General features: G+C 33.3%; 14 protein-coding genes. All 14 read right to left on the bottom strand.

The window, feature by feature from the left end; genetic code table 11:
- Window positions 1–719: ATP-grasp domain-containing protein (locus V7150_RS23895; RefSeq protein ID WP_335523211.1), on the bottom strand; the 719-nt coding region annotated here is incomplete at its 3' end.
- 24 nt (window positions 720–743) lie between these two features.
- Entirely contained in the window at window positions 744–2,054 is a 1,311-nt protein-coding gene (locus tag V7150_RS23900) for a diaminopimelate decarboxylase (RefSeq protein ID WP_335523212.1), read from the bottom strand.
- A gap of 14 nt (window positions 2,055–2,068) precedes the next feature.
- Window positions 2,069–3,049, bottom strand: a complete 981-nt coding sequence (locus tag V7150_RS23905) for a beta-1,6-N-acetylglucosaminyltransferase (RefSeq protein WP_335523216.1) — start codon at window positions 3,047–3,049, stop codon at window positions 2,069–2,071.
- A 122-nt stretch (window positions 3,050–3,171) separates the two neighbouring features.
- The gene (locus V7150_RS23910; RefSeq protein WP_335523218.1) at window positions 3,172–4,278 is read right to left on the bottom strand and encodes an acyltransferase family protein; all 1,107 of its coding nucleotides are present in this window, start codon (window positions 4,276–4,278) and stop codon (window positions 3,172–3,174) included.
- 338 nt (window positions 4,279–4,616) lie between these two features.
- Entirely contained in the window at window positions 4,617–5,963 is a 1,347-nt protein-coding gene (locus V7150_RS23915; RefSeq protein WP_335523221.1) for an ANL family adenylate-forming protein, read from the bottom strand.
- Entirely contained in the window at window positions 5,963–6,661 is a 699-nt protein-coding gene (locus V7150_RS23920; protein WP_335523223.1) for an SDR family NAD(P)-dependent oxidoreductase, read from the bottom strand. Before V7150_RS23920 ends, V7150_RS23915 begins: the two co-directional genes overlap by 1 nt.
- A complete protein-coding gene (locus tag V7150_RS23925; protein WP_335523225.1) occupies window positions 6,646–6,960 on the bottom strand; it encodes an acyl carrier protein in 315 nt (104 codons plus the stop codon). The genes V7150_RS23920 and V7150_RS23925 overlap by 16 nt, the downstream gene beginning before the upstream one ends.
- A 25-nt stretch (window positions 6,961–6,985) precedes the next feature.
- Entirely contained in the window at window positions 6,986–8,038 is a 1,053-nt protein-coding gene (locus V7150_RS23930; protein ID WP_335523228.1) for a 3-oxoacyl-ACP synthase III family protein, read from the bottom strand.
- Window positions 8,039–8,159: 121 nt separating this feature from the next.
- Window positions 8,160–9,215, bottom strand: coding sequence for an ATP-grasp domain-containing protein (locus V7150_RS23935; RefSeq protein ID WP_335523232.1), 1,056 nt, complete (start codon window positions 9,213–9,215; stop codon window positions 8,160–8,162).
- Window positions 9,216–9,243: 28 nt separating this feature from the next.
- Window positions 9,244–9,384, bottom strand: a complete 141-nt coding sequence (locus V7150_RS23940; protein WP_335523235.1) for a hypothetical protein — start codon at window positions 9,382–9,384, stop codon at window positions 9,244–9,246.
- A gap of 22 nt (window positions 9,385–9,406) precedes the next feature.
- Window positions 9,407–10,606: a DegT/DnrJ/EryC1/StrS family aminotransferase gene (locus V7150_RS23945; RefSeq protein ID WP_335523238.1), complete on the bottom strand. Its 1,200-nt coding sequence runs from the start codon at window positions 10,604–10,606 to the stop codon at window positions 9,407–9,409.
- A gap of 112 nt (window positions 10,607–10,718) precedes the next feature.
- Window positions 10,719–11,339, bottom strand: coding sequence for a sugar transferase (locus V7150_RS23950; protein WP_335523240.1), 621 nt, complete (start codon window positions 11,337–11,339; stop codon window positions 10,719–10,721).
- Between the two features lie 305 nt (window positions 11,340–11,644).
- Window positions 11,645–13,138, bottom strand: coding sequence for a glycosyl hydrolase family 28-related protein (locus V7150_RS23955; protein ID WP_335523242.1), 1,494 nt, complete (start codon window positions 13,136–13,138; stop codon window positions 11,645–11,647).
- A 124-nt stretch (window positions 13,139–13,262) separates the two neighbouring features.
- On the bottom strand, window positions 13,263–14,223 hold a 961-nt coding region (locus tag V7150_RS23960; protein ID WP_335523244.1), incomplete at its 5' end, for a glycosyltransferase.

Genomic DNA, 14,223 nt, shown 5'->3' on the forward strand with positions numbered 1-14,223 from the left:
AGATTTTCAATAATTTGTTTTAATTCGAGGTCCTTCACAGATATTGATTTATCTGTTTCACCAGCACGCATCCTTAACTTCCGTTTAATAAAAATATTCGTAGTTTTATTTGTAATATAATCTATATAGCAATCGACTCCATACTCATCACCAGTTATAAAAGGCTGTACAATAAAATCTTGAAGTGTATCTTGGATTACTTTAAGTTCTTCAATTGAAATAACTTTTTGAATACCTAAACTTGCGCTTCCATTTTTCGGTTTTATTATTAAAGGAAAATTAATTTTGCACTCCATTAGATCGTTTATTACCCTATCAATTTCGACATATGTAGGAATCGCAGGTATTTTATTTGCTTGTAAAAATTTATAGGTTTTATCCTTGTTGTAGCAAATATCTACAGCATTCTGATCGGACACAATAATTTGAATTCCTTCCTTTTCAAATTCCTCCTTATAATGGGCTAATAAAGGTAATTCAGGGTCAATTAGAGATAATACACCTTTGATTTCATATTTATTACAAAGATATTTTAAGTGATGAATATATTCTGGATGGTCAATCCGAGGAACCACATCATATATATCGGCATGGTATATTGCAGCAGCAGTGGGATCGCAATCTATCGCTACAACCTTTCCATTTATTTTTTGAAGCTCTTTTTTAAAGTATTCAACTAATTTTACACGGCGACCAACACTACAGAGTAATATATTCATTTTTTAATCCCCTTCTCTACTATCTTAAAAACAATAAATTTCTTCATTAAAAAATTGCTCGATGGTTTCCTTTTTCCGCACAACAAATATTTCATTTTTATCTGCAGCTACAATACATGGTCTCTCTTTAATAAATGGTGGATTAAAAACGATTGTGTAGGCACCGACATTTTCAAATATTATATAATCATTTTTATGCGGAAGATCAGCAGTGATTTCGTGTGCCAAGTAATCCTTTTCCATACAAGTATACCCAACAATATTAAACACTTGCTTAGACTTGTTATACTTCTTTTGTCTAATAATCCTCATTGGTAGATTATGTTTGTGCATGGTTGGTTTAATGTTATGGACACTGCCCTCAACTAAAACAAAATATTTCCCTCTAATCGTTTTCGTTTCAATCACTTTTGAGATAAAATGAAAGGTATTTGCTACCATAGCCATTCCCGGCTCTAATATTAATGTTGGTTTTTTTTCAAAGGATTCAAATTCTTTATTCATTATTTGACAAATAGCTTCTGCATAATCGTCAAAGGTTGGAACAGTTTTATTAAAGGATTTAGGTAATTCACCATAGATACCACCACCAATATCTATATAATCGATACTATCCGTTATATATTCTTTGGCAATGTCGCAAAGTTTTTGCGTTATTCTCCTATAGGATTCTACCTCTCTATTTCTTGTGGAAAAATGACCATGGAGCCCTGCTAATTTGATGTTTTCTATAGCCTTAAACTCATTTATCACATACTGAAAGTTCCCACTCTCTATACAAATTCCAAACCTGCTAACGTCATAACCTTCTTGTAGGGGACTTTTTCCATCCTGAGAAATATCAAAATTTAATCGAAGCCCAACTTTAATAAGTTGGTTTGGATTGTTTAATGCGTATTCTTTCACAAACTCAATTTCATAAATAGAATCAATATTTATGATACTTTCATTTTTTAATGCTAAATTGATATCTTCCTCACTTTTTAATGGACCATTAAATATGATTCTTTTAGGATTTTCGCCCAATTTTATCGCTAAATCATACTCTAATCTTGAAACAACTTCTGCATATGCCCCTAACTCTGACAATTGTTTACATAAATATGGAAGATAATTCGTTTTATAGGAATAACCGATGATAAAACTTTCATATTTACTTTTAAATGCTTCCTCTATTTTCTGGTAGTTATCTCTTAATTTATCAACATTTAATAAATAAAAGGAGGAACCAAATTGTTTATCAAGTTTTTGAATGGTTTGATAATCGAACAAAATGTTTTCATTGTTAACAGGATTGACCTCATTTCCTGTTTCAGCATGAATCTCTGTTTTCATGGTTCAGCACTCCTTTATTTTGTAGTCAAAACGGTTTCATAATTAGTAAGCTTCCATTTACCGAACTTGACCTTATTTGCAAAATAATTAACAACAAAACTATCAATACTTTCATCAAATTTTCTGCCGAAAAATTGTCCTGATTCCTCAATTAAATTAATATCCTTTTTTGTTAAGACTAGAGGAGAGTTTCTCGTACTTAACGTTTCACCCCATTTTAAAAACATTAAATTATTATTAACGACATCAGTTTTATAGGATGAATTCATAATCAACGTATGAAAAAACCATTCATCTGGAGCTAATGTATTTTCGAAGTATTTATAATACCATTCATTTTCATCTAAAAACCTAATAATATATTCCGCAACTTCATAAGGAATAGAAAACCACTGTGCACCATTATAAAGAGAGTAATCCTTTGGCCATTGGTTAGAGTTTGGGAATACATTTATTCCTTTCCGGTATAAGCTTAGAATAATACTTCGATAAATCCTCAAAGGGTTGGCAGTAGTAAATCGCTTCCGTGTAATTTTTGGCCAATATATCTCCATTAACCCTGAATTAAATCTACTAACATTTCTTAAGGTCATAAATATTTTCCCTTTGTTTTCCCCTAAGAAATCTGCAAATCCATCTTTCACCAATAAGTCTTGGCCGCTTCTTAAGCAGACAAAATTGTAATTTTTTTTTGCAGATAATATCTCTCTCAACAATAGAATGGTCGTATCAACCTGGCTTATGTCGCCCCACTCACAAATATTACTTGTTTTTAAAACTTTTACATTAGGGCTTTTTATAATTTTATCTTTTAAACTTTCATAATTTCTTTTGTCAATGTGAATAAATACATCCGCTTGATTATCTATAATTAGCTGCTGAATAAACTTATTTACTTGATCTGGATTTTTGTGGATTTGTAAAATATAGGCGGTCCGAGGGATAGAGGTCATTTTCATATCTCCTTTTAAAATCATTGAATCAATCTGATTCATACCGTTCTTTAAAAAGAACATGTTGATAAAAATTTTTTATTTCTATAATTATCCTTGACTCATTTTCAGTACCTGATGCACTCGTTGCTTCACTAAATTCATGCATGATTTTACAACTGCCCTTATACACTAGGTTTTGATCTTGAAAAATGCTTTTTGAGATGCATGTTTGTAAGTAGATAATATGAGTATATTTTGTTCTTGGTATTGAAATGCTTTAATTTTTGAATTATTGGTTTTTCTATTAATGAGTAAACAATGCAGCCTATTATCATTGGTAATATAAGTAGAATTAAACTTATAAGGAGCTTATTAAATGATAAAAATGAAATAGACCTAAGTATTTTACTTATGACAGACATGGAGGTGTGGTGAGTGAGATAGATGGATAACGACGCATCGCCTAAATATTTTGCAATTCTTGGCATTTTTATATCCTTTTGTAGATCAATAGCTGATATCCCTAATATTAATAAGACGGATGACAAACCTGTTGTAAATTGTAGACTCATATCAATAAACTTATACTGTGTATTGAACCATGATAAAGGAAAACCTAAAATACCTATAAATATACATAATAGAGATAGATAATAATTAATTTTCATTTTTGAAACTACATAGGCACAAGTAACTCCAGATAAAAAAATCAAATTATTAAAATTGAACAGAAAGCTTACTAAGGAATTTGAACTAGACAGTAAATTTGTACAAAAAGCAAAAGAAATAGCTGCCCAGGTACAAATCAGCAGCTTGGAAATTTTTTTATTATTTAAGAAAACTAATGAAAAAATGAAATAGAAATAAACTGTATGCACCAATGACCAAGCAACACCTAGTAAAGGTTCCTTTTTAGAATGTATTAATAGTAAAGAAGTAATAATTGTGCTAATATCTCTTTCATAGCCGTGCCCCATCTTAGGAAAAACAAAGTAAATGGGTAAAACGCAGAGCGTTAAGATCCAGTAAATAGGATAGATCCTTATAAATCTGCTATAGAAAAAACTTTTTATTCTTTTTCGATTTCCTAATTCTTTATGGTATAAGTAATAGAGCATAAATCCGGAAAGTGCAAAGAAATAATATACCCCTCCAGATTTTGCCCCAATTGTAAACCCTAACAAATTATAATGGAAATAAAAGATCATCATTGAATTAGCGTGAAACAACATGACAAAAAGTGGTACAATGGCCCTTGAAAATTGAATCAAGTTTAACTGCCTTCTCATACTCTCCTCCATATTAACTTGCTTTCAGAAGATATTCTTCTATATATCCAAATAAGCGTTATCAACGGTCAGTACTCAACCTACTTAAGCTAGTTTTTCTTAAAACCAAAAGAAACGGCCAAAAGCAAAATATTAAATATATAGGTATTTTGGTAATTTAACAGTCTCTACATCCGTACGTATTCTTGACCATCCATGACGAGCACCATGAGTAATGAGAAAGAATAATAAATCTTCCCTTCCTAAATAATAGGCAGGATGGGCTGTAAGGGAACTCCAAATTGAAAGTGTTACTCATTTGTCTCTTCTTAAGTTCCCATATAGAACCTAAATCAGATTTAATTTAGATTCCTCATTTTCTTAAATCTGTCATTGTGCATCCAATGATCGACCAATACAAGCTTTTGGGGAATTTTGTATGCTGGTAATTTCTCTTTACAAAATTGAAATAACCGTATTCGAAATTCTTTTATCGTTTCTGTTGTTGATAGTTTTATAAAAGCTTTAACCATTTGCCCGGTAATAGGATTAGGCTCACTACTCACCGCTACTTCTTGTACGCCTTCCATTAATTGAATGACACTCTCCACTTCAGCTGGAGAAACCTTCTCCCCACCTACATTAATCATTTCCGAAGTTCGACCAAGAATTCTAATGTATTCTCCATCGACCTCCACCTCATCCTGGGTCATAAACCATCCATCTTCTGTATAAGGTGATGAAGCATTTAAATAGCCTAGCATAGCCGATTGTGCCTTGATTTCTAGCATTCCATTTCTAACCCGAGTCTGGAACTCCTCTCCTCCAACCTTCACCCACAATGAATCAGACGACTTTGATTTTGAACGGAGAATTCCCACTTCAGATAGTCCGTATGTCTGCAACAAACGAATAGACGGAAATAAAGAGTGAAATTTTTTCAAGGTTGTTTCAGGCATAACTTCTGTTCCATAAGTCACTAATTCAAGACTTTCTAAATTATAATCTTTATAAGCCTCGCTTAGCATTATGAGGTTAATAAAGGTTGGCGATGTTGGGAGTGCCTGAATTTGATATTTTTCTATAGCATCACATACGCTCTTAGGTGATCGGTCTTGAACTGTTACAAGGCAGCCGCCATTAGAAAATGTATAGAACATGGTATTCAGTCCACCGATATGGTCGAAAAGTAAAAAGGCAATGGTACGTTTAGCATGCCTTTTTGTTTTAAACTTTTCCAATAATGGTACAAAGTCGTGGACAGCTGCTTTACTTTTACCTGTTGACCCTGAAGAATAGAGGATAACACCCGGGTGCCCTAAATCGCGAAGTTTAGCATGGATTTCATGTTCTGCCCTTCTATCGTATTTAATAACTGATACTTGATCATCCGAACTTAATGAAATCATATACTCTGCTTCTGCAATCTCGCAGTATGCTTCTTTCTTATCCTTTACTGCTTTACTTAACAAAGCGATAATACATTTTGATTCAATCAAAGCAAGCAATAAGGCAATAGATGCCGGGGAAAAATCGGCATCTAGAGCAATAACACTTCCCTCAGGAAGATTCTCTTTCTCGAGTTTCAACCTCCAAATTTCAAACAAATCTAGCATATTGCCGTATGAATACACTTCTTTATGCCAAACGAGTGCATCCTTATTTGCGTTACTTTTATATTCATCTAACAAAAAATCGATAAACATTAAACCCCTCCTAGAAAAAGCGTTTGACCTGTAATAAATGAGCTTTCCTCCTTCAGGAAGAAATCAACAACATTCGCTACATCTTCTACTGTTCCGTATCTTTTGATTGCCTGCCTATTAATTAATGCTGCTAATTTTTCCTTTGGGACGGAGCGAATAAGGTCCGTTTCGATTGGAGTAGGGCCAATAGAATTGACCGTTATGTCATAAGGTGATAATTCTCTTGCAATAACTTCTGTAAATGAAATAACCGCAGCTTTAGATGCAGCATATATTGATTCCCCTTCAAGCTTCAGAGGAGCCGCAACTGTTGTGAAATTGACAATTCTTCCATACCTTCTTTTTTGCATTAGCTTTGCTGCTTCTCTGCAAAAAAGAAATGTACCAATCACATTAGTATTAAATATCTTGTTCACTGTTGAGACGGGAGTCAGCATGAAATGATTCATGGAAGCAATACCAGCATTATTAATTAGATGATCCAATCTTCCATGTTTTTTCTTAATGGAAGTAAACATTGCCCTTACAGTGTTCTCATCTGAGACATCAACTTGATAATGTTCATATCCATCAAGGCTCCAATCGGGTTCATTTCTACTGCACCCAATTACAAGATGTCCTTGATATACATAATGCTGGACCAAATATTTCCCGATTCCTTTTCGAGAGCCTGTTATTAAGGTTATTGGTCTGTCCAAACTGAAATCTCCTCTTCCATCAATCTATAAATATAATCAACTAAGAATCCGATTTTTAAAAACGGACTTGTTTTTTGCGACGTGGCCTTTTCGTCTGCCAAAATTAAGGATACGTCCAGTTCATCTTCAAGCACCTGTTCAATCATAACAATTAAAGAAACTAGTCCTAGAGAATCTAAAACCCCTTTTTTGCCAAACAATGGAGTTTCATCCCCTAGTTCTATCGGGATATGTTGTTCGTAGGTAGTATTAAATTCTTTTATCGCCGTCATAACGATGTTAGAGATTTTTTCACGCATTTAAATACCTCTATTCTTAGATTTCTTATAGTTCAATTGGATCTAGTATGAGGGTTGATGAAAGATCAACTGAACAGGCTGCCCATGATAAACCCACCCCGAAACCGCAACAAATCACTTTTTGTAACCGGTCCCTTTCAAATAATTCCTGTTGTTTGATGGATAACATCAAAGGAATAGATGCTGGACCTGTATTACCTACAGTAGATACAGCGATGGGCACAGCATGTTTTGGTAGTTTCATTTTTTTACGTAAATACTCAAGCATAAATTTATTTGCTTGGTGAAGCGCATACGTACCTACTTCGTCTTTTTTCCAACATGTTACGTCTAGTAACTCATTAATCATAGGAGGAATTTCTCTTAATACGAATGACATAATCTCCATACCATTCATCCGTATGGTTTCTTCACTACGGATATTCCCATCTTCTGCTTCTATCGGAATTGAGGTTTCTTCACTATATGGCTTTCGTGATCCTCCTGCTGGTATAATCAAGCTTTCTGCTCCAGATCCATCTGTTTTTAATATAAAATTTGAAATGGATTCTCCTTTTTCTACAAGCGTTGCACTACCTCCATCCCCGAAAACCATTCGAACAGATCGATCTCCTGGGTGAACAAGTTTCGTTGAAGTATCACCTACACAAACTAAGACTCTTTCACACCCACCTGCCTCTATCATCATCGAAGCTTGATACAAACCATATACATACCCTGAACAACCATAGTTAATATCAAAAGCTACAGCCGCTGTAGGCAACCTAAGGCGGTGCTGAAGTAAAACACTTGTTGCAGGCATTTTATAATCCGGTGTCTGGGAAACAAAAACAATCCCATCAATTGTTGAGGGATTGACTTCAAGTTTTGCAAGTAGCTCTTCAGCTGCAGCAGCACATAAATCCGATGCACAATGGCCTTCCTTAGCTACTCGAACCTGTTCGATGCCAGTGCTAGCTATGATTTTTTTTACCTCATCCGCTCCATATAAAGTGGATAAAGAAGATAAATCAACACCCCCTATTGGAATTGAAGCAGCTATACCTTTAATTACTGAGTTAGTAAAATGTGACTTCACATTAATCACCTATCTCTTCAACTTTGGATTAGAGACCTTGTAAGAATATACACAATACTTTATATAAAGTGCATTTCCAGCTTCTTGTTCCATATAGAGAACGAATGTGCATAAAGTAATATCATTTGTTATTTCTAAAGAAACTTATTTCATAGAAAGGATCATGAAAAAAAAGCTTTGTTTGGATGAAGATAGATTTAAAATCTTGTCTAGTTAGTGAAGGCTTAAATAACTTCTTAATCAAAGTACTTTTATTTAAGGAAATTGTCCCTGACTTAATTGCATTAAAATTTAATTCATGGTTTTGATTATTAATTGCTAAATCCATATAGTTAACCCCCACATAAGTTGAATGCAGCATACTTCCCCAAACCCTTGGGTTGCATTCTATTACCATAAATTTCCCATTCTGTTCATTAAATCTTAAATCAAAGTTTATTAGACCAGAAAAATTAAGAGTATTAACAATTTGTTCGCCGATTTGTAATACCTCTTTATTACTTTCAAATAATATACCTTTTTCTGTTCTTCTAAATATTGTCCATGCTTTAATAGTGCCTTCTATACTGAAGATACTCAAGTCTATATCGTAACCTGGAATATATTCTTGAACTAGTAGTGGGATTGGCGAGCTACTTGTTAATTTGCATAATTCAGTTAAATTATCTGATCTGATAACATTAATTGAATTTTCGCTATCGAGTGGTTTGGTTATAACTGGAAAGGAGAGATTGTCATTTATATGTTGCATTTCTATAGAATCTAATAAGAACGTCTTCGGTGATGGAAAATTATGTTTCATTAAGAATGAAAAGAAATTCCACTTATTATTTAACATTGCAAGAGTTTGGTAATCTGAGAGAGGATAATGGTTTTCTTTTCCTGCAATTACTTTAGCATATTTACTAATATATAAGGTTGAACGTATGCCAGTAGGAATTACATAATTATCATCATGATCCTTTATAAGGGTCATGATGATTTCATTTAAATTTTTACTATCGATATCAAGGTCCTTCTCATTTATTTCATAAAATGATTTACATAATTTTGATAATGACACTGACTTTATAATCTCTTTAGTTCCAATAAATGAAAATTTTATTTTACTATTTATTAAACTTTTTATTACACCCCTAGTCAAACCCTTATGACAACCTACGATTATTACGTTCATATTAACCCCCAACTATCCAAATATAATATTACTTTGATGAAAGCTTAATATAGTTTGGATCAATTTGCTGAATTATTTCATTCATCAGGTCCTTCACTTCTAATTTCTCTGATTTTTCGACTCTTGTGTACGTATACAATAAAAGCTTTTTAAACTGTTCCTGAGTCATTTTCCAAGAAATATCCATAGTTTCATTTCACACTCTTAAGTTTTATTAAATTTGTTTTAGTGTAACTAACTTTGCGGGACAAGAAATTTAAAATACAGCTAATCACTCTCATTTTCTGTTCTTCTGACATTCCTGACCCAGATGGGAGGCAAATACCCTTATTAAATAACTCCTCTGCTACATGTTCAGTTTCACTATGAGAATAATATAAAGCTCCTTTAAAAAGGGGCTGCAAGTGAAGTGGTTTCCAAACATGTCGTGCTTCAATTTTCTCCTTTGACAATAACTGTAATAGTGTCTGGTTGGATAGCCCTGACTCTTTTTCTTCTATTAATAAAGTGGTTAACCAGCGGTTGGAACGAGTATTTTCTAACTCATTCACAAATTTTATTCCAGGCAAGGCTGATAAATGTTGATAATAATAATTAAATACTGCCCTCCTGGCTTCCACTCTTTCCTCCAATACCTCTAATTGGCCTCTGCCTATGCCAGCTAAAATATTACTCATCCGATAATTAAACCCAGTTTTACTATGTTGATAATAAGGGGCATCATCTTTTGCTTGTGCTGCTAAAAAACGTGCTTTATTAATAGCATCAACATCGTTGGAAACAAGCATTCCACCTCCGGATGTTGTTATGATTTTGTTGCCGTTAAATGAATAGATCCCAAATGATCCCATTGTTCCACTTGCTTTTCCTTTGTAAGTGGAACCAAGAGATTCGGCCGCATCCTCGATTATAGGAACACTGTATTTATCACATAAATGAATGATTTCATCCATTTTAGCACTTTGACCATATAGATGGACCACGATTACCGCTTTCGGCAATGTTCCTTCTATTGCTGCTTCTTTTAATGCCCGTTCTAATGCTTGAGGAGACATATTCCACGTCTCTGGTTCTGAATCAATAAAAACCGGTTCGGCGCCTTGATATAAAATGGGATTAGCGCTGGCAACAAAGGTAAGGGTTGAACAAAATACCCTATCTCCCTTCTTAACATTCAGTAGCTGTAGGGCTAAATGAATTGCCGCCGTTCCTGAATTTACGGCAGCGGCAGCATTCACACCTACAAAAGAAGCAATTTCATTTTCAAATGCATCAACATTTGGACCTAATGGGGCGATCCAATTCATATGAAAGGCATTGTTTATATATTTTTGCTCATTCCCACTCATATGCGGTGGAGACAGATATATTTTTTCTTTGACATTTTCCATTTCCCTCACTCCCAGAAATCCACATATACTAACTAAATAAAAAAACTATCGAATAATTTTGGGTCGATAGTTTTTCTTGGACACTTGTTTTAGTAAACATGGTGATTTGGTTTTACATTGAAGGGTAATTTTGATTGTTATGGGATGTATTCCCCTTAAAATCAGGCATTGTTACATGATTCTGATTACTAATTCCGTGTGAAGTCACTACCTTTTTGATTGTTAAAAATAATATTTTCAAATCCAATATGAAACTTTGGTTTTCAACATACCAAACATCCAGTTTGAATTTCTCTTCCCATGTGATTGAATTTCGGCCATTAATTTGTGCCCAACCTGTAATTCCTGGTTTCACAAGATGTCGTTTTGCTTGTTCATCTGAATATAATGCAAGGTATTCAGGCAATAAAGGCCTTGGCCCAATTAAGCTCATTTCTCCTTTAATAACATTAATAAGCTGGGGAAATTCATCCAAGCTTAATTTTCTTATAAGTTTACCTAAAAGGGTTAATCTTACATGATCTGGTAATAACTCTCCGGTTTCATCTCGCTCGTCCGTCATCGTTCGAAATTTAAAGAGTTCAAAAAGCCTTCCATTTAATCCTGGACGCTGCTGTTTGAATATTATTGGTGTTCCAAGTTTCATTCTTATTAATAATGCAGTAAATAAAATTATTGGTATAAACAGTATAAGACCAGAACTAGCTAGTAGAAGGTCAAATATTCTTTTCATTTCCCACCTCAAAGGAATAAAGATTATTTTACACAAATGGCTATTGAATTTTCTGAATTCAATACACTTCCCTCTACAATTTTGTTAAAACCTTTTCGTTTTCAACAAAACCATTTGGGTTATTTAACTGCCATCGCCATGAGTCTTCACACATCTCCTTTAATTCCTTTTTGTGCAACCCAACCAAGTTCGTTCTTAGTTTTTAACGGGTTTGTATGGTTATAGGACAGACTAAATTTTATGTTTCATAACAAAAAGGCATCTCGATTTGGAAACTAATCGAAATGCCTTTTTCATAAATTATTTTATTGTCTGTCTTTTTTTTCAAGTTTTCTAAATTGACTTGACGGGTAAGACTCTTTAGTAATTATTGCATCCTCCCCATAAAATGCAAAAAAATAACCTATGCCTTTTTTATCTGTTTCATAAATATTATTTTCAAATTCACCTTTTCCAAAATATAATCTCTGACAAGGCTGATTTAAACAATTATAATAATTCTCACCTATGAAAATACGATTGTTTTTTAACATTGCTTTATTGTTTTCGATGTAAATAATTGGAATATCATCTTTATCACTTCCTAGAAATTCAATAGTACTATCACGTATTATTAATGGCTGTTCAGGTAAATCTGACATGATTCTAGAGTCGATAAAATGGCTGCGGATAAATGTCGAGGAACTGTAACTTTCACTAAAATTAGTTAATATTACTCCTGTCTTTTTACTAAAATCAAATAAAGTATCCTCGAAATGAGCACCAGATGTTCCTAACAGAATACCCTCTCCAATTTTACTTACTGATCTAATGATTTTACATCTTTTAAAATATATATTTTTTGCAACATCCCAAGTAGCAAAAATCTCAGCACCAATATTATGGGAAAATTCGCTATCCTCAAAAACAATATTTTCAGTCGGATTCTCTTCCGTTGCTCCGCCTTCTGGTTCAATATCTAAGCCTGCACCAAGAGAATGTGAACCATAAGTACCTCCCTCTAGTTGCCCCGCATAACTAAATTTAGAGTTGCGAAACACAATGTTTTTTGCTAGATCAATTGAAATGGCCTGCCTTGCATTATGCTCGGAAACTACATTAATAAATTCACCATTTTTGACCCAGCCCAAGTGCCCGACAATAAGTCCATCTGTTACCCAATTATGTGTATATATATCTTTTATGACAAAATTACTAGCATTCTGTAACAATACCCCATATCCATATGCCTCAGCAATGCTACTTGATTCCCTTGTTGTTTGATCACCACTCCCGTTAATATCAAAACCTTCCATCGAGAAATTAGAACAATTTAAAAAAACAAAAGGTAAAATTGGATATTTAAAAGTGTATTTGCTTCCCCAAAGATCTGCATCGATGGTTTTCTGATAATCTCCTTTAACTTTGATGGTTGAACCATTTCCAATAAGCTTGAAATCAGATGCATCTTTTAAAAATAAATGTGTAATTTCTTCGTTTTTGGAGCCCTCCCATGCTTCAGAAGGATCAGTTAACTTAACACCCAAATCATTTGCTTTATAAACCCGGTCAATATAGTAAATCCCCTTTGGAAATTCTAATATTACATTACCACTTTTTTTATTCACATAAGAAAAGGCATTTTTTAATGCCTGATAATCATCCGTCACACCATCCCCAACTGCCCCAAAATCTTTAACACTCACTGTTTCTGTTGCATTAATTTTAATAGTCTCGCTATGAGGAAGATTATTTTTTACTAAACGAATTGAATCCTTTGGGGAATACAAACATAAAAAAGGAATAATCAAAAATAACATTGTCAACAATGTATATCTTAGGATTATACTAATCTCCCCCTACTTAAGCCCTTATCTTTTAGAAAAAATCCCACACTTTCATAGCTGTTTGTTTCCTACAATGAAAAGAGGTGACATTTATTTTTCACCCATTGTCTTCTAAATTAGACTTTCTGATTTTTAAGCTTTCCGAATTCGCTAACGGAGGTCTGTAAAATTTTTTAATCTTGCGTAAAATATTTAAAACATAGTTTCCAAATATTATTAAGAAATTCTTTTGAAATATTGATAATTGTAACATGATGAATGCCGGCCATCCTATTTGTTTTAGACCATAATGATTTTTTTTTAGTTGACTGAAGGCTTTTTGAGTTAATGGATGGCCTATTATATCCTTAATATTCGTGTGTTTATTGTTTCCAGAATTTAAGTTCATTTCTTGTTCTAGACATAGTACAATGCGTCTACAAAACAACGCTTCAATACTTTCATCACTATTAAATACATTACTTCCCCATTTTTTTTCACATTGTTCTCTTAGTATCTGCAAATGTAATAAAGACTCAAATAAGTTATATATATATTTCCGTTTTCTATACGGCTTCTGATAATGATAATAAGGCTCCTCTAGGTATTTAATCCTTTCAGTATGATACATTGCTTTTAGTATGAAGTACCCGTCTTCCCAAACAGTAAAGTTTTCAGGGAATCTACATTTCTTTTCAATGATCATGGATTTTTTAAAAATCATATTCCAAACAGCACTAAAATAATCATCGTTTAGCGTATGTCTACGAATATTTCGTAACGTATTCTCTTTAATATTAAAGGAATCGATTTTAACTAATCCCGTTTCAGTATAGTGATTATAATTATGACAAATTACAATATCAAGTTCCTCTTTTGAAGCCGTATTATATAACTTTTGATACATGTCATGGCTAATCCAATCATCAGGGTCCACAAATCCTATATATTTACCAGAAGCAATATCTATACCAGCATTTCTAGCAGAACTTACACCCTCATTTATTTTATGAATTACTTTTATACGTTCGTCTCTAGATGCATACTCATCTGCAATTTCACCTGAATTATCCTTAGAT

This window comes from Neobacillus drentensis (genome assembly GCF_036965245.1).
In the GTDB taxonomy this organism is placed as follows: domain Bacteria; phylum Bacillota; class Bacilli; order Bacillales; family Cytobacillaceae; genus Neobacillus; species Neobacillus drentensis_G.

What these genes read in the sequence shown, in the direction of transcription:
- V7150_RS23900 (WP_335523212.1), bottom strand. Translation starts at nt 2,054, where the DNA reads ATGAAAACAGAGATTCATGCTGAAACAGGAAATGAGGTCAATCCTGTT.
- V7150_RS23905 (WP_335523216.1), bottom strand. Translation starts at nt 3,049, where the DNA reads ATGAATCAGATTGATTCAATGATTTTAAAAGGAGATATGAAAATGACC.
- V7150_RS23910 (WP_335523218.1), bottom strand. Translation starts at nt 4,278, where the DNA reads ATGAGAAGGCAGTTAAACTTGATTCAATTTTCAAGGGCCATTGTACCA.
- V7150_RS23915 (WP_335523221.1), bottom strand. Translation starts at nt 5,963, where the DNA reads ATGTTTATCGATTTTTTGTTAGATGAATATAAAAGTAACGCAAATAAG.
- V7150_RS23925 (WP_335523225.1), bottom strand. Translation starts at nt 6,960, where the DNA reads ATGCGTGAAAAAATCTCTAACATCGTTATGACGGCGATAAAAGAATTT.
- V7150_RS23935 (WP_335523232.1), bottom strand. Translation starts at nt 9,215, where the DNA reads ATGAACGTAATAATCGTAGGTTGTCATAAGGGTTTGACTAGGGGTGTA.
- V7150_RS23940 (WP_335523235.1), bottom strand. Translation starts at nt 9,384, where the DNA reads ATGACTCAGGAACAGTTTAAAAAGCTTTTATTGTATACGTACACAAGA.
- V7150_RS23945 (WP_335523238.1), bottom strand. Translation starts at nt 10,606, where the DNA reads ATGGAAAATGTCAAAGAAAAAATATATCTGTCTCCACCGCATATGAGT.
- V7150_RS23950 (WP_335523240.1), bottom strand. Translation starts at nt 11,339, where the DNA reads ATGAAAAGAATATTTGACCTTCTACTAGCTAGTTCTGGTCTTATACTG.
- V7150_RS23955 (WP_335523242.1), bottom strand. Translation starts at nt 13,138, where the DNA reads ATGTTATTTTTGATTATTCCTTTTTTATGTTTGTATTCCCCAAAGGAT.